Below are 22,811 nucleotides of genomic sequence, written 5' to 3' on the forward strand. Positions count from 1 at the left end.
TTGTATCGATATCTCCACTCCGCCTACCTTGTTTTCACATTGAATTTTTGATCATTTATTCTTTGCTATATTATGAAACAGATTTCATAAATTCTAGATAAGTTATGTTAAAAACCTATTTACTTTCATTAATAAAGCCAATTTCCATGTCACTCCCCAAACCGCATTTACTTATACTTATGGTACGGTTCATCCTAACGATTCTAAATGAAGTACTTTAAAGCTCTTAAATGTTATGAGCTTTCTCATGTTGAAGCAGCCATTCCTTCCTCCATAGACCTCCTGCATAACCGGTTAATTTCCCATTTGAACCGATTATTCTGTGACAAGGGATCACAATGCTTAACCTGTTTTTCCCATTTGCACTCCCTACTGCTCTTATCGCCTTTTTATTTTCAATGGAAACAGCTATATCCTTATAAGATCCCGTTTTAGCGTAAGGTATTTTTGTTAAAGCATTCCATACTGTTTTTTGAAAGTCAGTCCCTTCAAATTGATATGGGAATGTAAATTCTTGGCGATGGCCCTTAAAGTATTCGTCAAGTTGGTTGTAGCATTCTGTTAAAACTGGAAGTGTTTCAGCTTGTAATAAATTCTCTTTTTTATTCCCTTCAGAAAACAGTATAGAACTGATGGCTTCATGAGTACTGATTATTTCTATCACGCCAATCGGTGATTCATAGTCTAATTTATATATTTTTGTCATATAAGGACCTCCATAGATAAAAGGTAGCATACGCCTGCCAACCTTCCCAATTTGCTGCATATTCCTCTATTTCTTCTATAGTCGGTTTCTCCTTAAGACTTAATAGATTCTTTAAGGCATTATGAAGACCTACATCCGCAATTGGAAAGGAGGAGGTTTGGTGTAAGCATTTCATCATCACATAATCTGCCGTCCATGCTCCGATACCTCTTATCAAGATTAATGATTTTTGTATTTGATGATAATCTTGTTTCTGAAGCAATAATTTTTTTGTTAATTTGCCACTTTTCATTTCTTTAGCAATGCCAATGATATATTCAGCCTTCCTAGTAGTAAATTGAAGTTTCCTTAAATCATCTATATCTAAGGATGCAATTTTTTCAAATGATGGGAATAACCAAAACCTTTGTCCTTCGAAAATTATAAATTCGCCAAATTGTTCAACAAACCGTTGCTTTAATGTGTAAGCAAATGGTAAATTAATTTGCTGTCCCATTATTGCCCATACTAGCGCTTCAAATAAATCTGGAATGCACATAATCCTTAAGCCAAAATATTTATGCGCAAGTTTCTTTAAAATTTTATCCTTACTAGCCATTTGATAAAATATTTCTAAATCATGAGCCAAATCAAACCATTCCCAAATATACTCTCCCACTTTTTTACGATGGAGAATAGATGGAGTCCTGATTGGAAATTCAACATTTATGCAATTATTGATATATTCTATTTTACATAAAATCAAAGAGTCTTTAATTTTTATTAGTTTATATACAGCTCCCTCTTTAATTTGATGAAGCACTTCCTGATTAGACCTTCCTAATAAAATTAAACACTCTTCAAAATTAAATTCCTCAGGAGGATAAATCTCCAAATAAGATTCATGATCAATCCAATTCATTTAGGAATTCCTTTCGATATTCACTAGGTGAACAGTTTTTTAAGCTTCGAAACACTTTATAAAAGTTGGAAGGACTCTGGAATCCTACCTCATAACAAATCTCTAAGTTTGTCATAGCTGTGCATTTAAGAAGATGGGCTGCTTTATCGATGCGTATTTTTTCTAAATAAGTACGCGGAGTCTCAGAGGTTTCTTGTTTAAATAAGCGTTCCAAATAAAAGGGACTTAAGCCTACTTGATCCGCTATGTCTTTTAGCATCAAATTTTGTTTATAATGGTTGACTAGGAAGGTAATGATCCTTCTGACAATCTCAATATGCGGGGATTGTTCAACTTCTGGCTGACATCTTTTGCAAGGACGAAAACCAGCTTCTTCAACTCCATTGATATCATGGTAGAATTCTACATTTACTTTTTTTGGCTTCCTTGATCTGCATGAAGGACGGCAATATATTTTAGTTGTTTTTACTGCCGTAAAAAATAGACCATCGTATTTACGATCACAAGCGATGATTTTGTCCCACATCTCTTCAAATGAAAGATTGATATTAATCACCATGTCATTCCACTATCCTTTCTGCACTTGTACTAGTTCTCATACAAATGGGAAGTATCCATAAACTCTAGTAATTCACCAGCACTTTTTCTAAATAAGCAATCACTTTATCAGATAGGGCATTTCCAAAACTAAATCGTCTCACACCTAATTCTTTAAGCTTATTACAATTTGTTAGTCCAGGTAAAGATAATACATTCAGTGGAGCACTAATATTCATTGTGATTTTGTTAATCTCATCCTCTTCTATTAATCCAGGAATAAAAATCCCACTAGCACCACTTTCAACGTACGCCTTTGCTCGTTCAATTGTTTCCAAAAGAGGATTTTGCCTTTGAAAGTAAGTATCAGTTCTTGCGTTAATATAAAAATTTCTATAACCATTATTTTCTAACGCTGCTCTTATATTACTTAAAAGGTCACAATGCTTAGATATCTCTTTTAACCCTTTTGGTTTTTTGAGTGAATCCTCAATATTGATGCCAGCTACCCCAGCATCTGCCGTCTTTAACACATTATCAACAATTGTTTGCATATCTTCCCCCTACCTTGCTTCAATATCAGCAGAAACTGGAATTTTCACATTATCTGCTATGGTTTTAATGATTCCCAAATGTCTATCAAAATCAATCATTTCTCCATCTGCAAATCCTAGTGAGTTAGCGATACCCCAACTTGTCGTACCAATTGCTTTGAATCCTGCTTTTTGAAGCATTAAGGCTGAAAGTAAATCCCAGGTGTTGCCTAGAAATAATATATCCTTTGAAAAGTGCATCTCATTGAATTCCTGAATCTTGTTCACTTTATTTCCTCCTAATGTTTATTGGACTCATTTTAACAAGTAATTGATCTCCATTTCGTCCTCATTCTTGCTCATATGGTCTGTTTTAAAAACAAAAAAAGTGAAGCTATATTCTGCTTCACTTCTAAAGTCTATGTTCTCTATACTTGTGATAAGGTCACTGTATCGTTTTAAACCTGCAGTAAAAAAGGAACATTAAATATCATATTTTACTAGAATGTCACTTCTTCCCCATACCCAATAATGACAACCTCAGTTTTTTGTTGGTTTGATAAATAATCTTTGAGTTCATGATCTTTTCCAATCATATTTCCCACAACTGGAAATGCCTGTAATAATCCATTTAAAGATTCTAGTGATACTGCTGTGTTTTCACTAGGAAATGTATGACTTGGGATTACAAATTTAACATCTAATAAGTGTTCCACTGCATAAGCTGCTTCTTTTGGGCCCATTGTAAATTGACCTGAAGAAGAAAGAATCGCAATAGATGGTTGATATAAATCTTGAATTAGTTTCATATCCGTCATAATCATTGTATCGCCAGAATGATACAACGTATGATCATCCTCAAAATCTAATATATACCCTGCTGATTCTCCGGCATAAATGGGGCTTCCTTCTAATTCACCATAGCTAGATGAGTGACGAGCAGGTACCATAGTAGCTTTTATGTCACCGAAATTTAAAGATCCACCAAAATTTATAGGATAAACATTTTCAAAACCCTTTTGACCTAAAATCAGTGCTAATTCATATTGTGCTAATACTAAACAACTCGAGTTAGCTTTTCTTAATTTTTCAAGTCCGCTTGTATGATCAAAGTGTCCATGTGTTAATAACACTCCATTAATCTTGGACAAAAATTCTTCTGTTTGATACTCACTTGGACAACCTGGGTTCATATCAAAAAATGGGTCGACTAAATACCGATTTCCCTTTTTAGTTGTAAATACATACATCGCATGACCTAAACGTAATATTTTCATAGAAAAGCCCGCTATAAAAAATAATTAAACCTACATACTATGTATATAAAATTCGTTGTATATTCATGTCTCCCCTCTTTGTTCAAGGCTATAGTACTAGAAACCATTCAAAAAGGATTTCCCCATCTGAAGCAAATCCTTTTTGAATGAGCTATTTCTAATCATGTAAAAAAGTTTAAAGCATCTATTAATGACCTCATTTACTTATGATACGGTTCCCCCCGATTAATCCTAAAGGCCCGATAAACCTGTTCCACCAAAATCAACCTCATTAGTTGATGTGGAAACGTCATCTTTGAAAATGATAGTTTGTCATTGGCCCGTTTCATAACAGTATGGCTTAAACCGAGTGAGCCACCAATGACAAAGGCAATTTTACTTTTTCCATATGTAGCTAGCTGATCTAGATCCTTTGCGAGCTGTTCTGAGGATTTCATTTTTCCTTCTATTGCTAAAGCAATGACATGTGTGTCATCACTTATTTTGCTTAGTATCCTCTCTCCCTCTTTTTCCTTTACTTGCTCCATTTCCGTTTCACTTAGGTTTTCAGGAGCCTTTTCATCAGGTAGTTCTATTACTTCTATCTTTGCATAAGCTGAAAGACGTTTTAAGTATTCATCAATCCCTTGCTTTAAATACTTTTCTTTCAGCTTGCCAATTGTCACAATTGAAATATTCACATATGTTCCCCATTTCAAGCTCTAGTTCTTTCTAATATGGTTATCCACAATCACGATCTAGTTATCCACAATTAACAACCGAATATTAGTTCCCCACTATATATATAGCTGGGTTTGTACACATTTCACAACTTGTGGATAACTTGCTATTATTATCTATTTTTTCGATTTCTGGAGCTAATTCCTTTTCATCTACATACATATCAATCGCTAATTCAATATGATCTTCACAACAATACATGTAACTTCCTCCTTATCCACATGTGGATGTTCTGTTATAGTTTTACCATGTTTATATTTTATCCACAAACTAAATTCTATTCTCTTGGAGTATTTATCCACAACTTAAAAAAAGAGAGCTATTGATCAGCTCCCTAGTACATCTTGTTCCCCTAATTTCATCTTTCCAGTTTGCTTTTCTCCGCCTCGATAATACGTGAATTCAACCGTGTTTCCTACCTCTTGCTTATATAGGATTTTTCTTAGCTCAATAATGTCTTTCACTTCTTGACCGGCGAATTCAGTTATCACATCAAGCTCCTGTAGACCAGCTTGAGCTGCTGGTGAAATTGGTTCAACACTCATAACAACGATTCCTGATTCAATATCTTTAGGTAGCTTTAATGTTTGCTCCCAATGATAACTCGAAACTTCATTTAATGATCTCATGGCAATTCCCATATATGGGCGTCTTACTTCGCTATATGTTTCAAGGTCATCAATAATTGGAATTGCAAGATTTGCTGGAATTGCTAGGCCAATTCCTTCTACTGCTGATTGAGCAATTTTCATTGAGTTAATCCCGATCACTTTCCCATCGATATTAATAAGTGCACCACCGCTATTACCTGGGTTTATTGCCGCATCTGTTTGGATAACCTCTGCATTCCAATCCACTTGACCATCACCATTTGAATCGATTGGAATGGCTCTTTCTGTACCAGAGATAATCCCTTGTGTAACAGATCCAGAAAATTGTAAACCTAATGGATTTCCTATCGCAATGACTGGTTCACCTGGTTTTACCTTATCCGAGTCTCCAAATTGAGCAACTTGTTTGATCTTTTCACTATCTACACGTAATACAGCTAAATCAGTTAATTCATCGCTTCCTAGGATCTCAGCGGGAACCCTTGTACCATCACTTAAACTAATCTCAACTTGTGACGCACCTGCAATAACATGGTGGTTTGTTACAACAAAAGCATTTTTGCCGTCTTTTTTGTAAATGACGCCTGATCCTGTTCCTGCTTCACCTGTTTCATTCCAAAAGCCTGCCTCTTGAAGATTTACAACTCCAACAACTGCATCTGAGACCTCATCAACTATACCTGTAATAGCCGTGTTTACCTCAACAGATACATTTTTAACCTCGCCAGTTGAAGCTATACCATCTTCTTGTTGATCCACTTCTCCGCTAAGATCCATATCATAAGGTAAAAAATTGAAATTTGATAAAGCAGGTAAAGCAAATAACATTAGTAATCCACCTAAAATGGCTCCTACCAATCCTGCTAAAAACCATCCGCCGCGATTTCCCTTTTGTCTTTTAGAATTATAGTTTTCATAATCTTGATCATAATAGCCCACAACTATCACCATCCCTTTCCATACTGCTGCATGAATAGTGTGTATACCTAATCAACATTATTCTCTTGTCTAATTAAAATTAACCAAGATGATTTTATTTTATTGCTCAAAAATTAGACAGAGGCACACTGAAAAGGTGTCCATCTTTCCAAACTCTTTATTACTATTGTAATTTACTATTAATCATTATCTTCACAATCATTCTTATATTGCTACAAGCGGTGTCGGGGTAGTTGGATCTGTGTCATATAAATCAAATTGCTCTCCTGTGATAAAGCCTTTACTTGCCAACGTTTGCTGAACAGACATTCGAGCTAAATCTTTCATATTGTTATCTTTACTTAAATGAGCTAAATAAATTCGTTTGGTTGCATCTCCGATTACATCCATCATCGCTATTGCAGCATCCTCATTCGATACGTGACCAACGTCGCTTAAAATCCGTCGTTTTATGCTCCAAGGATAATGGCCCATTTGGAGCATAGAAACGTCATGATTGCTTTCAAAAACAAAAGCATCCGCATTTCGGATTGTTCCCTTCATTTTGTCACTTACATAACCAGTATCGGTAATTAAAGCTAGCTTTTTCCCTTGATGATTAAAAGCAAAAAACATTGGTTCAGCTGCATCATGTGATACACCAAAGGACTCAATATCCAGTGAACCAAATGTTTTAACTGTTCCTGTTTGAAACACAAATTTTTGCTCTGTTGAAATTTCTCCAATTAAACCATCCATAGCTTGCCATGTTTTCTCATTTGCATATATTGGCAACTTATGTTTTCTAGCAAGTACGCCCAGACCCTTTATATGATCACTATGCTCATGTGTCACTAAAATACCTGATAGCTTTTTGATGTCTCGTCCTATTTGCTCAAATAAGTTTTGCATTTGCTTACCACTTAATCCTGCATCCACTAAAAATGATTGATTTTCAGTCTCAACATAGATTGCATTCCCCGTACTTCCGCTTGCAAGGACACTAAACTGCAAGCTCATAAATATTCACTCCTTTATTCCCTATTCTGCTGATTGTAAAACTTCTCCCTCTAAGGCATTAACGTAATACTCTTCTCTCTTTTCTTCATCCGTTTCAACAATAATATGCCAAGTTGGTGCTAATATTTGTTGATTTGTAAGTGGAATATGTGTGTAATATCCATATTGGATCTGTATGATTTTACTCTTAGACTTTAAATAGTTTTTGTTATATAAAGCTTCAATTGCCTTTATAGCAGGAACAGCAGCTTCCTTTTCTTCAATCTCTTTTATATCTACAAGCATGGACTGTTCGTATGCGAATATCTCATCTTCCTCATTTACATAAAGGATCACCATTGCAATGTGATCATCATCTTTGTTTTGAAAAATATTTTTATCTTTGTACTGTTGAATACAGATAATTGTATTAGATATTTCATCCCTATACCAGTAGTGATAAAGCTCTCCAGAGAGAATGTTTTCTTTTAAGAACTGATTTACTTTGCTCTTTAGATTTACTTCAGGCAAAGAAAAAGGATCCTTAAGCTCCATATTTAATGTTCTAAAGGACTCTCCACTTAAATTACTATTTGTTAAAATTAATGTTTGATTTTTTAGTTTACTGACCTCTTCTAGAGTAAAGTCCTTACTTTTACCTGTAATATAAAAACCTTTATCTACATCTTCTGGCAACTTATTATATACTATATCTTCTGCAGCTAACTGATCCTCTATTGATGTCTTTTGAATAACCGCATAATCTCTTTTACCACGTAATTCATAGAACTCAATCGCCAAAAAGATATCTAATATAAGGAATGCAAGAATAAAAATGGTTTTAGTTTTACTCCAATCCATTTTCATCCCCCCCAGGCTGTTCTACGACCTCAGTCATTTTTATTAGAGTTCCATTCATCATTTCTATACACCAGACAGGGGCTACCTTTACAGTTTGCTGACTATCTGATCCTCCAAGCTCATACGCTATAAAAATGTTATTAATTTGTGTCTTATCTAACTGTTGATTCTTATTTATAATTTCTTCTACTTTTCTTCCCGACATTAAAGTTAAAGAATTACTTGAAAGAGGTGACATAATTAGCTCATACAAAGGGCGCTCATAGATCGCAATTTCATTTTGACCCCATCTTTGTGAAATCATTGTAGGGCCATACTGATTTTCCATTGATCTAATGACTGGTATTGAATGAATAGACATAATAAATTTTACTTCCTGATCACTTTCCTGTATGTCAAATAATACATAATTATCTGTCCACCCACCATGATCATTTAAAAATTTAATACTTTGCTCAATAAGAAAATTCGCTTCAACAGGATTTGTATCCTTTAAAGTTGGATTCACATATTTAACCATGTGTGTAGTTGGATAAATATTAAGCTCCCTAGTTCCATCGGTATATCTATTTTTAGAAATACTAACATCTTGTTTAACAATTTGCGGATTAACAAACAAAGCCTCTTTAAATTTTTCCCCTTCTATTTCTTCGGTGAAATATTGATAGCTTTCTAATTCCACTTGATTTTCCGGAAGCATAATTTCGTTACCTTGTCCTGTTTCATAAGAAAAATATGGCTGAAACTCTTCTCTTTTATTATATAGCTCTCCAACAAAGTGACTTGCTTTAGATTGATTAACTGTTGTTTCAACAACTTTCATTTTATCATAAGAAACGAAATAAACCTTTTGCACTTCGCTATCGTTCTCAACGTTTAATAAAATACGATCAAATTCAATGGTCTGGTTTATATCCTTTTCCCAATCTACCATTGATTGAAAGGTTGCCATTGGGATTTCATCATAGAATCTAAGTTCTAGCTTAGCTTCTCCATTTCCATGGATTAGACTTTGGAGTTTTTCCTTTGTATAGGTTGTAGACTGGTTTCTTTCGTTGCTATATTCCCAGTCTTGCATTTCATTCCAAAGACTTAACATACTACTCGTATCATTAATACTACTGTAATGGTTTTCTGCTGCGTGAAAAAATAATTGTTGTGGTTTGATTACTTCATAAAAGTCCATTGTTACTTCACTAATCGGTACACTCTCATAAAATCCATTATTTTGAAAGTTATCGTAAGATGGTTGGAGACTCCATATGTTCCAAGTGAAAAATAAACTGATGACTATTAATGCAATTAGTGCGGCACTTTTTATCGATTCTTTATTCATTCCCACTCATCCTCTTGTTCCGGGTCATAAGGTAATGTAAAGTATACCGTTGTACCTTGTCCTTCTTTACTTAACGCCCAAATATCGCCACCATGTGCAAATACCATTTCTTTTGCAATCGCTAAGCCCAATCCCGTTCCACCTAGCTTACGAGTTCTGGCTTTATCAACACGGTAAAATCGATCGAAGATTTTATTTACGCTTTCCTGGGGTATTCCTACACCCTCATCCTTCACACGTATTTGAAGTTCAGATGGTAATATATCAATAGTAAAGGTAACTTTCCCGCCCTCAGGTGAGTACTTCAGTGCGTTGGAAATAATATTATCTAAAACTTGGGTAATTTTATCGGTATCTATATCGACATAAAGTGCATCATTTGGAATATTTCTAACAAACGATACATGCCCTGATTTCGTCATTTCAAAACGATCGATAATTTTATTAAAGAAATCCGTAAAATTAATCCAATCCTTATTTAAACGATAATCTGTGCGATCAAGTTTTGATAATTGTAGCAGATCATTTACTAGTCTAATCATTCGCTCTGTCTCTGTTTGCGTAACATTTAGAAACTGAGGTGCAATTTCTTTGTCCATCCATGCCCCGTCAGCTAATGCCTCAAGGTAACTTCTCATCGTTGTTAATGGTGTTCGTAGCTCATGGGACACATTAGCAACAAATTCTCTTCTTTCCTGTTCAATCTTTTCCTGCTCCGTAATATCATATAATACAGCAATAAGCCCATCTACTCTTCCTGACTCTTTTTGGATCACAGAAAAACTTACCCGTACTATAAACGGTCTTTCCTTTGTACTTGAATCTAGAATTAATGACTCTTGCTCATCGATAAGACTTTCAAAAGAATAATTGTCTTCAATCCTTAATAGGTCAGTAATGTTGACATTTTTTAACGTTCCACGTGAAACATTTAACATTTCTAATGCAGGATTGTTTATAAGAATTACTTGTCCATTGCGATCTGTTGCAATAACACCGTCTGTCATATGAGCAATAACAGAAGCGAGTTTTTTCCTTTCTCCCTCAGTCATAGCTTGAGCTTCTTCCAGTTTTTCAGTTAAGTAATTAAAAGTAGCCGCTAATTGACCGATTTCATCTTCTCCATACACTTTAACTTTACGAGAATAGTTACCATTTGCCAATTCGATTGCCTGTTTTCGCATATCTGTCATTGGTCTTGTAATTGTTCTGGCAAGAAAAATTCCTAATGCAGCCGTTATACATAAGGATAAACCTGTACCCGTTGCAAATATCTTATTAATAATTCGCATTTGGGCAAATACTTCTTCCATTGAAGCAACCATATAAACGGCACCAACTGTTTTATCACTAAAGTTATTTTCTTTAATAGGAAAAGTCATGACAACAACACGTTGACGTGTTTCTTGATCAAAATGGAAACTGCTATTACTATCCTCAATCCCAACTAATGTACGAAGTACCATAGCCTCTGTTGTTTTTTTTCCTACAATATCTTGGTTTGTACTTGAGGTAGCAATAACATTTTTATTTTTATCAATGACACGAACCTCGAGGATTTCATCTGTCTCGAAATCCCTAATAATTGTTGTGATTTCATCAGCTGGTGTCCTTCCATCCTCGTATTCCTTTGGATCTCGAGACATTTCCTGTTCAATATTATAAACAAGTAAACTTACACGTTTTGTTAATGATGCATTAAAATTTTCCTTTAATGACGTTTCTAGTTCTTTTACAAAGTAAATGCCGATAATTTGCATTGCCAGCATAATAAGAAGAACATATACCATGACAAATTTGAAATGAATCGAGCGAAAAAAACCTACCTTCTTCATTTCATTACTCCTGTTCGGAGTTTCGTAAATAATAGCCCACTCCACGTCTTGTTACAATCCATGTTGGATGACTTGGATTATCTTCTATTTTTTCTCTTAAACGTCTTACTGTAACATCTACTGTTCTGACGTCACCGAAATAATCATAGCCCCAAACTGTTTGTAGTAAATGTTCCCGAGTCATAACCTGACCAGTATGTTGTGCTAAATAATGTAGGAGTTCAAATTCTCGATGGGTTAATTCAATAGTTTCTCCTCGCTTTGACACAACATATGCATCAGGGTGGATGACAAGAGATCCAATACTTATTTCATTTGTTGCCCCTTTAGGTTCAGTGTTCTCAATTGTCTGCTGGCGGCGTAAATTAGCTTTGACACGCGCTAGTAACTCCCGCGTACTAAATGGTTTTGTTACATAATCATCTGCACCTAGCTCAAGACCAAGAACCTTATCTATTTCAGAATCCTTAGCAGTTAACATGATAATTGGCATGTCATGCTTCTTTCTAACCTCTCTACAAACCTCCATACCATCTCGATTAGGAAGCATAATATCTAATAGTAAAAGATCTGGATTTATTTCCTCAACCATTTCTAGCGCTTGGTTGCCATCATAGGCACAATATACGGTATATCCTTCTTTTTTTAAGTTAAATTGCAAAATATCAGCAATTGGTTTTTCATCGTCAACGACTAAAATCTTTTTTTCCAATGCTCTCGCCCCTTTAAGTTACGTGTAATCTACATAATTTAAATGTAACATTTTCACAGAAGAGAATCATCTTTTTTAAAGACGAACCTGTGAACCATGTGAAAAATAATAGAAAAACATTAATGTATTTTATTTAGGATAAGTCTCAGTTAAACAACAAGGTTGATAAAAATAGGAGTTAAAAGTACGTTATAGATAACTTCGTGTTTATAAAACTTTTTTATGGGTAGTAGGTAAGTAATACTTACTTTAATCAAAAAAGGGACTGACTAAAATTGTCAGACCCTTTGTATCATTTTTTTAAGTAATCCATTGGATTTTTTAAATTACCATTATCATAAACTTCAAAGTGAAGATGCACACCGGTTGAATGACCGGTTGTACCCATTACGCCAATTTTTTGCCCTTGAGATACAACTTGTCCAACTGAGACAGAAATTGAATCTAAGTGTGCGTAAATCGTTTTTAAACCGTTATTATGGTTAATAACCACTTTGTTTCCATAACCACCATTAAAGCCTGCAGATTCAACTGTACCATTATCTGCTGCTTTAATTGTACGATCACTTGGTCTAGCTATATCTATTCCTTTATGAAGCTTTCCCCAGCGTTGGCCTAAGCCACTGGATATATAGCCACCAACTGCTGGCCATGCTAGACTACCAGTACCTCTAGAAGGAATAATCTTTGTACCCTTTAAAATAATTTCTTTAACAGGTTCTTTTAAGATTTCTTCACTAGCAGTTTCTCGTTTTACCTCTGAGCTATTTTCTTTGAAAATAACATAGTTTACCAGTCTTTCACCATCTACACCTTTTTGGGTTATCTTTTGTTCGCCCTTTGGCAGTGAGGAATCTTCTTTAACCTCTGTTTCAAAGGAAATGCTTTCTTTCTTTAGCATCTCTTGCTTTTCACTCACTTTAACGAAAGGCTTTAAAACCGTTACGGTCACCTCTTCACCAGGTTTAATTACTGTATCTTTTTTAAGTCCAGTATTTAAGTCTAATAGTTGCTCTAACGTTAAATCATGTTTAGATGCAATACTACCTAATACATCATTCTCCTGAATCATGTATTTCTTCTCCTCAAGTGTACCTTTTTTTAAAAGAATAACGCCTTGATCAACAGTTAATACTTTGTCTGGAGAAACTTTTTTCGTTTCAAGTGAAACTTTCTCAGAAAATGTTACGTCTAATATACGTGACTGCCCTTCTTTTAATGAGTCTAAAGGAAGATTAGTAGCTTGTCTCGCCTCAATATCATTAAGTACATCTTTAGTTACATATTGCAGCTTATACTCAGTTAATACAGATTCAGCATCTGCTTTACTATTAAAATTAGCAACAGACTGATCGTTAATCATTAATTCAGTAGATTCAACAACAACATCAAGCTCTTTATCTAAGTTTAATAATGTCTCATTATTATTAAAGACTGGGCGAAACATTTGTTCAGGAATAATTTCTATATCTTCAACTGTTAAATTTAAATTCTCATATGTGGCTTTTTGCTCTTCTAATTTTTTCTTAGACAGATCATCGATCAACACTTCATTATCAACAGTGCCCATGTAGTCTTCACCTAAGTAGATATGATAAACAGTTGATAAGGATGTTTCTGCAGAAGCAGATTCTACTCCTAATGTTAGGGTAGTTGCTAATGCAATCCCCATTGTGAATTTATTTATAAATGAATATTTTTTTATGAGATGATTTCCTACTAATCTATTAGAACGCTTAAACACTGATTTTTCCCCCTAAATCTTTACTACAAGAAACTCAGGAAGCCCCTTACATAGGAATTTTGTTTTAAATCGACAAAATTCTCGTCATTATCCACCTTATAAAGGTAACATATTATTTGTAAACAGCCTTAAAATCCGACAAATTGTAACAGTATTGTATTATTACATACATATTTTACTTATTCCTGTCATTTCCTGTAGATTTGAAGGGAGGAAATGGGCATATTATAGTTACCACAAAATAGCTTGTTCTTTACCTAATAAACTTTTAAAAAAATAAAAGCATGATTCTATTGAATCATGCTTTTGGAGTGGCTCGGGACGGAATCGAACCGCCGACACATGGATTTTCAGTCCATTGCTCTACCAACTGAGCTACCGAGCCATACTGGGTTTACGGCTTCCGCTAAACTTCGAATCTCTGCGTCAGCTCTTTCACTCACATCCTCACGTATTTACATACGCTCCGGTGATCGTTCAATCGCTTCCTTGATCTTCTCGTTTATCAAAACCCTTTTACTTAAGAAAAGTAACTTAAGATAATGGCGGTCCGGACGGGACTCGAACCCGCGACCTCCTGCGTGACAGGCAGGCATTCTAACCAACTGAACTACCGGACCTAATTGTAATTCTACTATATATAAAGTGACCCGTACGGGATTCGAACCCGTGTTACCGCCGTGAAAGGGCGGTGTCTTAACCGCTTGACCAACGGGCCAAAGTAACATGTAGTAAAAATGGTGAGCCATGAAGGACTCGAACCTTCGACCCTCTGATTAAAAGTCAGATGCTCTACCAACTGAGCTAATGGCTCATTATAGAAATGAGTAGATATTACATTGTTTTAGTGCTTGTACTGCTGTGACTCATTATTCAATGAATAAGATATTAAATCTTCTAACAGGACGTGATCTATCATACCATATCACTTCTAAATAAAACAATACATTTTTTTATTTAATTTGTAATATTTTCTTTGATGTTAAAAGGGAATCGACATTCTTCGATTCCCCTCTATACAATGACTAATGTTTATTTAACTATATACACTGCGAATAACATTCGTTTGAGTTCTGTCCGGTCCCACAGAGAAGATCGATAATGGAATACCAGTAAGCTGTGAAATACGCTCGATATAATGTCTAGCGTTAGCAGGTAGTTCACTTAGATTGCGAACACCTGTAATATCTTCTGTCCAGCCTGGTAGTTCTTCGTATACTGGTTCACATTCTGCAAGAACTTTTAAACTAGCAGGATACTCGTTAATTGTCTCACCTTTATGCTTATATGCTACGCAAATTTTTAATGTTTCAATGCCAGTTAACACGTCAATTGAGTTTAGTGAAAGGTCTGTTAATCCACTTACTCTTCTTGCATGACGAACAACAACACTATCAAACCATCCAACACGACGTGGACGTCCAGTTGTTGTACCATATTCACGTCCAACTTCACGAATTTGGTTGCCAATTTCATTGTTTAATTCAGTAGGAAAAGGACCGTCACCTACACGAGTTGTATATGCCTTAGATACACCAACAACATGGTTTATCTTAGTTGGACCTACTCCAGAACCAATTGTAACTCCTCCAGCAACAGGGTTAGAAGATGTAACAAAAGGATATGTACCTTGATCAATATCAAGCATTACACCTTGAGCACCTTCAAAAAGAACACGACGCCCCTCATCCAAAGCATCATTTAGAACAACTGATGTATCTAAAACATACTTTTTAAATTGTTGGCCATATTCATAGTACTCATCTAAAATTTCTTCCACAGTGAAGCCTTCTACTTCATAAAACTTTTCTAACATGCGGTTCTTTTCTTCTAAAGCACGAACAAGCTTCTCTTCGAAAACATCACGCTCAAGTAAATCAGAAATACGGATCCCTACGCGAGCTGCCTTATCCATGTAGGCTGGTCCGATTCCTTTTTTAGTTGTACCAATTTTATTTGCGCCTTTTCGTTCTTCCTCTACCTCATCTAATTTAAGGTGGTAAGGTAAAATGACATGCGCACGATTGCTAATACGTAAATTATCTGTTGTAATTCCACGCTCATGTAAATAAGCAAGTTCTGTAACAAGTGCTTTCGGATCTACAACCATACCATTACCAATCACACAGATTTTATCTTTATAAAAAATCCCAGATGGAATTAAGTGAAGTTTATAAGTCTCTCCACCAAATTTAATTGTATGACCTGCGTTATTTCCACCTTGATAACGAGCAATAACCTCTGCATTTTCAGAAAGGAAATCAGTAATCTTTCCTTTCCCTTCATCTCCCCATTGAGTTCCAACAACTACTACTGAAGACATTCCGTGCACCTCCGTAATTTCGCACTTAATTTCGCACTAATCAAACATGTTTATTTTATCAATCACTATGAAGAAAGTCAATGAAAATACGAACATTTATAAATCCACGAGATGTATTCGTTCGTATATTCCTCTTTGTCTATTGTAATAAAAAACAATATATTCCTTCATTACTCTTTATTTACGATTACTTTTATCATATCCCAATATAGAATGATTAACTCTAAAAGGAACATAAAAAAAGAAGACCGCATGGATACGATCTTCTCTTATGCACCTTGTGGTACACCTTCGTCATCAAAACGCCGCTCTAGATTAACGAATTTGTTATATTCTTTTACAAAGGCTAATGACACGGTACCAACCGGACCATTACGCTGTTTAGCAATGATAATTTCAATGATATTTTTATTCTCAGATTCTTTATCATAATAGTCATCACGGTATAGGAAGGCCACAATATCAGCATCCTGCTCAATACTCCCAGATTCACGGATATCTGACATCATTGGACGTTTATCTTGACGTTGTTCAACTCCACGTGATAGCTGAGATAAAGCAATAACAGGAACCTTTAGCTCACGAGCTAATTCCTTAAGAGTTCTGGAAATTTCCGATACCTCTTGTTGGCGGTTATCACTACGACCACTACCTTGGATTAATTGTAAGTAATCGATCAATACCATACCTAAACCAGCCTCTTGTTTTAAACGGCGACATTTTGCACGGATTTCACTTACACGTATACCAGGTGTATCATCAATATATATTCCAGAATTTGAAAGGCTTCCCATTGCCATGGTTAATTTACCCCAATCCTCAGGGGTTAATGAACCTGTTCTAAGTCGTTGGGCATCTATATTACCTTCAGCACAAAGCATCCTCATGACAAGCTGATCTGCACCCATCTCCAGACTAAAGATTGCAACGTTTTCGTCAGTTTTTGTCGCAACGTTTTGCGCAATATTTAATGCAAATGCTGTTTTACCAACAGATGGACGTGCTGCTACAATAATGAGATCATTTCGTTGGAAGCCTGCTGTCATTTTATCTAGCTCCATGAAACCTGTTGGGATACCAGTAACATCCCCTTTACGATCATGAAGCAATTCAATGTTATCATATGTTTGGACAAGAACATCTTTAATATTTTGAAAGGCACCAGCATTCTTACGCTGTGCAACCTCCATAATTGTTTTTTCAGCCTCATTTAAAAGAACTTCAACTTCATCTTCCCGGCTATACCCATCTTGGGCAATTCCAGTAGCAGTACGGATAAGACGACGTAAAATTGACTTTTCTTCTACTAATTTCCCGTAATATTCAATATTAGCTGCAGTAGGTACTGAATTTGCTAAATCACTTAAATATGAAACCCCGCCCACTTCTTCTAAAAGATTCGCGTCTGCTAATTCTGAGGTTACCGTTACTAAATCGACTGGCTCACCTTTATCGGATAAATCAAGCATTGCATTATAAATTTTTTGATGTGATGCACGATAAAAATCTTCAGGAATTAAAAGTTCTGATGCTAATGTTAAAGAAGATGGTTGCAGAAATATTGCGCCTAATACGGCCTGTTCTGCTTCTATATTTTGTGGTGGAATACGATCACCAATTACTTCGTTTATGATGACCACCGTCCTTTTATTTTAATAATTGCTAGGAAGCTATCAATGATTCAATCTCATATAATTAGAAACTCTTAAGTACTAAGCATAAAAAAAATGTGGCTAAGCTTCAAGATAAATTTCACTCTTTCCACAAAACCACTTATATTTCCAACATTTACTGTTCAGTTACATGCACCTTTACTGTTGCTGATACTTCAGGGTGCAACTTAACAGGTACATTTGTAAATCCAAGGGCACGAATTGCATCAGGTAGGTCGATTTTGCGCTTATCCAACTTGATACTATGGCTCTTTTTAAGTTCATCTGCTATTTGCTTACTAGTAATTGAACCAAATAGACGCCCACCTTCACCTGATTTAGCACTTAATTGTACAGTTAGTTCCTCTAACACCTTTTTAAGTTCTTGCATTTGCTCTAATTCTTCAATTGCTTCTTTCTCTTGTTTCTTCTTTTGTGCATTTAAAGAGCTTACATTAGCATTTGATGCTTCAACTGCAAGTCCTTGTTTAAGTAAGAAGTTTTGCGCGTAGCCATCCGCAACATTTTTGACTTCACCTTTTTTCCCTTTTCCTTTTACATCTTTTAAAAATATTACCTTCATGATTTGGTTCCTCCTTCAAGATAATCTTCTAGTGCTGATTTCAGTCTTTCTTCTGTTTCTTTAAGCGTGTAATTCTGAAGCTGTGTCGCAGCATTTGTTAAATGACCTCCGCCATCAAGTGCTTCCATAATGAGCTGAACATTAATGTCACCTAATGACCTGGCACTAATGCTAATACTAGCTTCATTCCGCCTTGCAATAACAAAGGAAGCTGAAACTCCATTCATTGTTAAAAGCGTATCAGCCGTTTGAGCAATGATAACCTGTTCAAAAAATTCATTGTCATCTGCAATTGTAATCGCAATTCCTTCTTTGTAGATTGACGCGTTTTGAATAAGTCTAGCACGCTTCACATAGTTCTCGATATCTTCTTTCATAAACTTTTGAACTAGTACTGTATCAGCGCCCTTAGCTCTTAAGTATGAGGCTGCATCAAACGTACGTGAACCTGTACGAAGAGTAAAACTTTTTGTATCAACGATAATACCTGCTAATAAAGCAGTTGCTTCAACCATGTTCATTTTAAGACGCTTTGGCTGGTACTCTAATAGCTCTGTTACTAATTCAGCTGTAGACGATGCGTAAGGCTCCATATAAACAAGGATTGGGTCCTTTATAAACTCCTCACCCCGTCTATGATGATCAATGACAATAACATGCTCACTTCTAGATAGTAACCTTTCATCAATGACCATTGACGGCTTATGGGTATCTACGACAATAAGTAATGTTTCATCTGTCATAATCTCTAGTGCTTGCTCTGGTGTGATAAATCTCGACCAGAGCTCTGGATGCTGCTTTAGCTCAATCAGTAATTGTTCTACACCAGAATCAAGTGCATCTGGGTCTAAGACGATAAACCCCTCTTTTCCATTTACTTGTGCAACCTTTAAGATTCCAATAGCAGAACCAATGGCATCCATATCAGGAAACTTATGTCCCATTATCATCACTTTATCACTTTCAGAGACAATTTCTTTTAATGCATGGGATATAACACGGGCACGTACTCTCGTGCGCTTTTCCATTGGGTTGGTTTTACCACCGAAGAACTTTACTTTACCGCTTGTTTGTTTTATAGCAACCTGGTCTCCACCACGTCCAAGGGCTAAATCTTGACCAGATTGAGCTAAATCAGCTAGCTCCTGCAACGAAGATACACCTGTACCAATCCCTATACTTAATGTTAATGATACATTATGGATCGTTGTTTTCTCTCTAACTTCATCTAAAATGGAGAATTTCGTTTTTTCTAACTTAGTTAAAATATTTTCATTTAACACACCTAAAAAACGTTCTGAGGAAACTCTTTTTAAAAATACACCATAATCCTTAGCCCACTTATTTAATAAGGCTGTTACTTCACTATTTATTGCACTCTTAGCCTGATCATCCATCCCTTGTGTCACTTCATCATAATTATCTAAAAAGATAAATGCTAAGGCTGTACGCTCATTCTCATACTGCCGCTCAATTTCTATTTGTTCTGTAACATCAAAGAAATATAATAAACGTTCATTTCGTTTAATAATGACTTTAAATTTTCGATCATGTAAGGTAATCGTTTCTGAATCAACTTCTTGTTTTATTAATGGGACTAATGCATCAGCTACATCAAATAGGGATCTACCCACTAATGTATCTACGTCAAAGCAAGAAGTTAAAAATGGATTCGTCCACTCTATATGATATTGATCATTAAATAACATAATCCCAATCGGCATCTCCATTAAAGCTTCTTCGCCGACCTTTTTCAATCGATATGAAAGCGTTGTAATATAACCTTCCATTTCTAATTGAAAGTCTAAAACAGCTTTCCTTAGAAGGTAAAGTGAAACACTTAAGAAAATAGATACCAGGATACCGATTATCCAATTATAAAAAAATAGAACCAGGACAGCTATAACTGTTAAGCCAATTAATGAATAAATAGAATATCGGATTAATGTCTTTTCATTTAAATTTGGCATTCGTTTCTCATCAACTCCTCTCAGGCAGTGAATCCTATTTTACTTTTTTGTTATTTTGTCACGGAGAGGGAAGCATAAATCAATTATACCTAAGATTCTAATAAGATAAAGAAATATTGGTAAGAGCAATGAAGCAATTACAGCGATTACTGGTATAGCCTTTGATAAGCCCTTCTTATATGAATAATAATATATGAACGAGTAGCCTTGAATTAGGACACAGAATTGTAAAATATAATATAAGTTTATCAACGCCATAAAATAGAAGCTATCTTTATCAAGTTTTATCATAATTAACACTGATACGATTAAATAATACCAGATTAAGCTTATTGGCAAGCGCCAATCCCTAAATGGTTTTAAAGGAGATACTTCAACCTTCAAGCGCTTAAGTACTGGTATTGCTACAAGGTGGCTAAAGAGAGAAAATAGGATACCTAAGGTTACAAACATAGTTGGTGTTAATATATGTATCAGATCCAAACCCTTTTCCAGCTGTTCAAATTGTTGCTCTACATTTGTATTAGCGTCAAGAGCAGTAATGATTGACTTTGATTGCTCTATTGATTCTTCAAGTAAACCGATAGAAATTTTTATAAAATCAAGCTTAAGGAATAGTATTGCTCCTATATAAGTTATAACAAAACTAAATGTATAAGCTAAGCTTCCTCCTATTAATGCACCTATCGGACTTTTCCTTTTATAAAAATAACCCATTGTTAAGCCACTCAAACCAAAAATAAAAGCGATTAAGATATTTGTTACTGACCCAAAGAGGATCGATAGAATACAACCCGCGATTAACATCATGATCGATAGGGGAATACCATGTCTAATTGTAAATAGCATAAAGGGTAATGGGAGGACTAAGTGTAAGATCGTCCCTATGATTGGTGCATATAGAGCAAAAAGCATTAAAACTAAGAATATCGCTAAAATAAGTGCACCTTCTGTTATTACACGAACTTTACTCACATTTTCACCTCTTTAAAGGGATCATATTATATTTTAGACTACCTTCATCACGGAATCAAACTTCTAAACGACCATCTTAACACCTTTTTTCAGAATGGTTATTTACCCAATTAAAGGAAGCATTATTAGTAGGGTAGGCAATCTAGGTCTGCCCATTTAATAGATGAAAAAAGCACAGAAAGGATACAATCCTTATCTGTGCTTTTTCATTTATTATTCACCAGAAACGTATGGTAATAAAGCCATTTGACGAGCTCTCTTAATAGCTACAGTCAATTTACGTTGGTATTTTGCACTTGTACCTGTTACACGACGAGGTAAGATTTTACCACGCTCAGATACGAATTTTTTAAGTAAATCAACATCTTTATAATCGATGTGTGTGATACCGTTAGATGTGAAGAAACACACCTTACGACGTTTCGCACGTCCACCTTTACGTCCACCTGCCATTTTCTAGTTCCTCCCTTCTGATTATATTACGGTCATATATTTATAATTAAAACGGTAAGTCATCATCAGATATATCAATAGGCTTTCCATCGTTTGCAAATGGATCGTCATCAAAGCTTGTACGACCTTGATTACGTTGATTTTGATCTGAACCGAATGGGTTTTGATTACCAGAGTTTTCTGAATACCCACCAAAGTTATTATTATTGTTATTGTTGCTGTTGTAGTTATTGTTGCCTCCGCCGCTCGCACCTCTAGGCTCAAGGAATTGGACACTTTCTGCAACAACCTCTGTTACATATACACGTTTCCCGCTTTGATCCTCATAGCTACGTGATTGCAAACGACCGTCAACACCTGCTAAGCTTCCTTTTTTAAGAAAGTTTGCAACATTTTCGGCTTGCTTTCGCCAAATCACACAGTTTAGAAAGTCAGCTTCTCTTTCACCTTGTTGGTTTGTAAACGTACGGTTTACTGCTAAAGTAAATGTAGCAACAGCTACTCCGCTTGGTGTGTAACGCAAATCTGGATCTTTTGTTAGTCTTCCGACTAGTACAACTCGATTCAACATCAGAACCATCCTTTTTTGAATATCTTTTCAAACATTAATTATTTATCTTCTTTTTTAATAACGATATGGCGAATGATATCTTCGCTGATTTTCGCTAAACGATCAAATTCTTGAATAGCAGCAGCTTCAGAGTTAACTTGAAGAAGCATGTAGTAGCCATCACGGAAATCATTGATTTCGTAAGCCAAACGGCGTTTGCCCCACTCTTTTGATTCGTTTAATTCCGCACCATTATCAGATAAAACGCTGTTGAAACGCTCAACTAGAGCTTTCTTAGCTTCATCTTCAATATTTGGGCGGATGATGTACATAACCTCGTACTTTTTCATCATCTTACACCTCCTTTTGGTCTAAACGGCCCATTATAGGGCAAGGAGCAATTAAAATAAATTACTCACAATTAGGTATTATAGCAAATGATACTGAAATGCGCAAGCGCCTTGATTAGCTCCGACAAGCATAAGACGCTCTTGAATAGAAGGTGTTCTTTACCTTCAATTCAAGAGTGGCTTATGACTCGAGGAGCTAGGCGCTGGAGCTGGACACCAAGAAATGCGCAAGCGCCTTGATTAGGAGCTTGCGCTAGTCACAAAC

Annotated in this window: 21 protein-coding genes, 4 tRNA genes and 1 pseudogene; all 26 read right to left on the minus strand. The window is 35.5% G+C overall.

Going from position 1 to position 22,811, the window contains the following annotated elements; genetic code table 11:
• Positions 1 to 226 precede the first annotated feature (226 nt).
• The 26 genes and pseudogenes from HUW50_RS08980 to rpsF all read right to left on the minus strand — a co-directional run bounded on the left by HUW50_RS08980 (position 227) and on the right by rpsF (position 22,546).
• Entirely contained in the window at positions 227 to 706 is a 480-nt protein-coding gene (locus HUW50_RS08980; RefSeq protein WP_185653855.1) for a methylated-DNA--[protein]-cysteine S-methyltransferase, read from the minus strand.
• Positions 690 to 1,607, minus strand: a complete 918-nt coding sequence (locus tag HUW50_RS08985; protein ID WP_185653856.1) for a DNA-3-methyladenine glycosylase 2 — start codon at positions 1,605 to 1,607, stop codon at positions 690 to 692. The genes HUW50_RS08980 and HUW50_RS08985 overlap by 17 nt, the downstream gene beginning before the upstream one ends.
• Positions 1,594 to 2,166, minus strand: a complete 573-nt coding sequence (locus tag HUW50_RS08990; RefSeq protein WP_066338611.1) for a bifunctional transcriptional activator/DNA repair enzyme AdaA — start codon at positions 2,164 to 2,166, stop codon at positions 1,594 to 1,596. The genes HUW50_RS08985 and HUW50_RS08990 overlap by 14 nt, the downstream gene beginning before the upstream one ends.
• 29 nt (positions 2,167 to 2,195) lie before the next feature.
• Positions 2,196 to 2,965 (minus strand): annotated as a pseudogene (locus HUW50_RS08995) (isocitrate lyase/PEP mutase family protein).
• Between the two features lie 212 nt (positions 2,966 to 3,177).
• Complete coding sequence (locus HUW50_RS09000) at positions 3,178 to 3,954, minus strand: metal-dependent hydrolase (RefSeq protein WP_066338614.1); 777 nt, start codon at positions 3,952 to 3,954, stop codon at positions 3,178 to 3,180.
• A 200-nt stretch (positions 3,955 to 4,154) separates the two neighbouring features.
• Positions 4,155 to 4,634, minus strand: coding sequence for a 23S rRNA (pseudouridine(1915)-N(3))-methyltransferase RlmH (gene rlmH / locus HUW50_RS09005; RefSeq protein WP_066338687.1), 480 nt, complete (start codon positions 4,632 to 4,634; stop codon positions 4,155 to 4,157).
• A gap of 85 nt (positions 4,635 to 4,719) precedes the next feature.
• Positions 4,720 to 4,875, minus strand: a complete 156-nt coding sequence (locus HUW50_RS09010) for a CxxH/CxxC protein (RefSeq protein WP_066338690.1) — start codon at positions 4,873 to 4,875, stop codon at positions 4,720 to 4,722.
• A gap of 125 nt (positions 4,876 to 5,000) precedes the next feature.
• Positions 5,001 to 6,236 (minus strand): S1C family serine protease, encoded by a 1,236-nt coding sequence (locus HUW50_RS09015; RefSeq protein WP_066338692.1) that lies wholly within the window; start codon positions 6,234 to 6,236, stop codon positions 5,001 to 5,003.
• A 192-nt stretch (positions 6,237 to 6,428) separates the two neighbouring features.
• Positions 6,429 to 7,223 (minus strand): MBL fold metallo-hydrolase, encoded by a 795-nt coding sequence (locus HUW50_RS09020; RefSeq protein ID WP_066338694.1) that lies wholly within the window; start codon positions 7,221 to 7,223, stop codon positions 6,429 to 6,431.
• 21 nt (positions 7,224 to 7,244) lie between these two features.
• Entirely contained in the window at positions 7,245 to 8,063 is an 819-nt protein-coding gene (locus HUW50_RS09025) for a two-component system regulatory protein YycI (protein WP_066338698.1), read from the minus strand.
• Positions 8,050 to 9,399, minus strand: a complete 1,350-nt coding sequence (locus HUW50_RS09030) for a YycH family regulatory protein (protein WP_066338703.1) — start codon at positions 9,397 to 9,399, stop codon at positions 8,050 to 8,052. Before HUW50_RS09030 ends, HUW50_RS09025 begins: the two co-directional genes overlap by 14 nt.
• Positions 9,396 to 11,234, minus strand: a complete 1,839-nt coding sequence (gene walK / locus HUW50_RS09035; RefSeq protein ID WP_066338708.1) for a cell wall metabolism sensor histidine kinase WalK — start codon at positions 11,232 to 11,234, stop codon at positions 9,396 to 9,398. Before walK ends, HUW50_RS09030 begins: the two co-directional genes overlap by 4 nt.
• A 4-nt stretch (positions 11,235 to 11,238) precedes the next feature.
• Positions 11,239 to 11,946 (minus strand): response regulator YycF, encoded by a 708-nt coding sequence (yycF, locus tag HUW50_RS09040; protein ID WP_066338711.1) that lies wholly within the window; start codon positions 11,944 to 11,946, stop codon positions 11,239 to 11,241.
• A 292-nt stretch (positions 11,947 to 12,238) separates the two neighbouring features.
• Entirely contained in the window at positions 12,239 to 13,690 is a 1,452-nt protein-coding gene (locus tag HUW50_RS09045; RefSeq protein WP_232329079.1) for a M23 family metallopeptidase, read from the minus strand.
• 312 nt (positions 13,691 to 14,002) lie between these two features.
• A tRNA-Phe gene (locus tag HUW50_RS09050) sits at positions 14,003 to 14,075 on the minus strand.
• Between the two features lie 158 nt (positions 14,076 to 14,233).
• Positions 14,234 to 14,310: transfer RNA gene (locus HUW50_RS09055), tRNA-Asp, on the minus strand.
• Positions 14,311 to 14,336: 26 nt separating this feature from the next.
• Positions 14,337 to 14,408, minus strand: a tRNA-Glu gene (locus tag HUW50_RS09060).
• A 20-nt stretch (positions 14,409 to 14,428) separates the two neighbouring features.
• Positions 14,429 to 14,504: transfer RNA gene (locus tag HUW50_RS09065), tRNA-Lys, on the minus strand.
• Between the two features lie 222 nt (positions 14,505 to 14,726).
• The gene (locus HUW50_RS09070) at positions 14,727 to 16,013 is read right to left on the minus strand and encodes an adenylosuccinate synthase (RefSeq protein WP_066338714.1); all 1,287 of its coding nucleotides are present in this window, start codon (positions 16,011 to 16,013) and stop codon (positions 14,727 to 14,729) included.
• A 269-nt stretch (positions 16,014 to 16,282) separates the two neighbouring features.
• A complete protein-coding gene (dnaB, locus tag HUW50_RS09075) occupies positions 16,283 to 17,644 on the minus strand; it encodes a replicative DNA helicase (RefSeq protein WP_066338842.1) in 1,362 nt (453 codons plus the stop codon).
• 157 nt (positions 17,645 to 17,801) lie between these two features.
• A complete protein-coding gene (rplI, locus tag HUW50_RS09080; RefSeq protein ID WP_066338717.1) occupies positions 17,802 to 18,248 on the minus strand; it encodes a 50S ribosomal protein L9 in 447 nt (148 codons plus the stop codon).
• Complete coding sequence (locus HUW50_RS09085; protein ID WP_066338721.1) at positions 18,245 to 20,218, minus strand: DHH family phosphoesterase; 1,974 nt, start codon at positions 20,216 to 20,218, stop codon at positions 18,245 to 18,247. The genes rplI and HUW50_RS09085 overlap by 4 nt, the downstream gene beginning before the upstream one ends.
• A gap of 39 nt (positions 20,219 to 20,257) precedes the next feature.
• Complete coding sequence (locus tag HUW50_RS09090) at positions 20,258 to 21,193, minus strand: YybS family protein (RefSeq protein ID WP_083964768.1); 936 nt, start codon at positions 21,191 to 21,193, stop codon at positions 20,258 to 20,260.
• A 213-nt stretch (positions 21,194 to 21,406) separates the two neighbouring features.
• Positions 21,407 to 21,646: a 30S ribosomal protein S18 gene (rpsR, locus tag HUW50_RS09095; protein WP_046588211.1), complete on the minus strand. Its 240-nt coding sequence runs from the start codon at positions 21,644 to 21,646 to the stop codon at positions 21,407 to 21,409.
• A gap of 46 nt (positions 21,647 to 21,692) precedes the next feature.
• Positions 21,693 to 22,217 (minus strand): single-stranded DNA-binding protein, encoded by a 525-nt coding sequence (gene ssb / locus HUW50_RS09100; protein WP_066338724.1) that lies wholly within the window; start codon positions 22,215 to 22,217, stop codon positions 21,693 to 21,695.
• A gap of 38 nt (positions 22,218 to 22,255) precedes the next feature.
• Positions 22,256 to 22,546 carry a 30S ribosomal protein S6 gene (gene rpsF, locus HUW50_RS09105; RefSeq protein WP_066338859.1) on the minus strand — a complete coding sequence of 97 codons (291 nt, stop codon included), beginning with the start codon at positions 22,544 to 22,546 and terminating at the stop codon, positions 22,256 to 22,258.
• Between the last annotated feature and the right edge of the window lie 265 nt (positions 22,547 to 22,811).

The sequence above is a fragment of the Metabacillus sp. KUDC1714 genome (assembly GCF_014217835.1).
GTDB lineage: Bacteria > Bacillota > Bacilli > Bacillales > Bacillaceae > Metabacillus > Metabacillus rhizosphaerae.

Excerpts from the sequence above, each read along its gene's own strand:
- HUW50_RS08985 (WP_185653856.1), bottom strand. The coding sequence starts at position 1,607 with ATGAATTGGATTGATCATGAATCTTATTTGGAGATTTATCCTCCTGAG.
- HUW50_RS09085 (WP_066338721.1), bottom strand. The coding sequence starts at position 20,218 with ATGCCAAATTTAAATGAAAAGACATTAATCCGATATTCTATTTATTCA.
- HUW50_RS09015 (WP_066338692.1), bottom strand. The coding sequence starts at position 6,236 with ATGGTGATAGTTGTGGGCTATTATGATCAAGATTATGAAAACTATAAT.
- HUW50_RS09010 (WP_066338690.1), bottom strand. The coding sequence starts at position 4,875 with ATGTATTGTTGTGAAGATCATATTGAATTAGCGATTGATATGTATGTA.
- rpsF (WP_066338859.1), bottom strand. The coding sequence starts at position 22,546 with ATGAAAAAGTACGAGGTTATGTACATCATCCGCCCAAATATTGAAGAT.
- rpsR (WP_046588211.1), bottom strand. The coding sequence starts at position 21,646 with ATGGCAGGTGGACGTAAAGGTGGACGTGCGAAACGTCGTAAGGTGTGT.
- HUW50_RS08980 (WP_185653855.1), bottom strand. The coding sequence starts at position 706 with ATGACAAAAATATATAAATTAGACTATGAATCACCGATTGGCGTGATA.
- rplI (WP_066338717.1), bottom strand. The coding sequence starts at position 18,248 with ATGAAGGTAATATTTTTAAAAGATGTAAAAGGAAAAGGGAAAAAAGGT.
- walK (WP_066338708.1), bottom strand. The coding sequence starts at position 11,234 with ATGAAGAAGGTAGGTTTTTTTCGCTCGATTCATTTCAAATTTGTCATG.
- HUW50_RS08990 (WP_066338611.1), bottom strand. The coding sequence starts at position 2,166 with ATGGTGATTAATATCAATCTTTCATTTGAAGAGATGTGGGACAAAATC.
- HUW50_RS09020 (WP_066338694.1), bottom strand. The coding sequence starts at position 7,223 with ATGAGCTTGCAGTTTAGTGTCCTTGCAAGCGGAAGTACGGGGAATGCA.
- HUW50_RS09070 (WP_066338714.1), bottom strand. The coding sequence starts at position 16,013 with ATGTCTTCAGTAGTAGTTGTTGGAACTCAATGGGGAGATGAAGGGAAA.
- HUW50_RS09030 (WP_066338703.1), bottom strand. The coding sequence starts at position 9,399 with ATGAATAAAGAATCGATAAAAAGTGCCGCACTAATTGCATTAATAGTC.
- HUW50_RS09025 (WP_066338698.1), bottom strand. The coding sequence starts at position 8,063 with ATGGATTGGAGTAAAACTAAAACCATTTTTATTCTTGCATTCCTTATA.
- HUW50_RS09000 (WP_066338614.1), bottom strand. The coding sequence starts at position 3,954 with ATGAAAATATTACGTTTAGGTCATGCGATGTATGTATTTACAACTAAA.
- ssb (WP_066338724.1), bottom strand. The coding sequence starts at position 22,217 with ATGTTGAATCGAGTTGTACTAGTCGGAAGACTAACAAAAGATCCAGAT.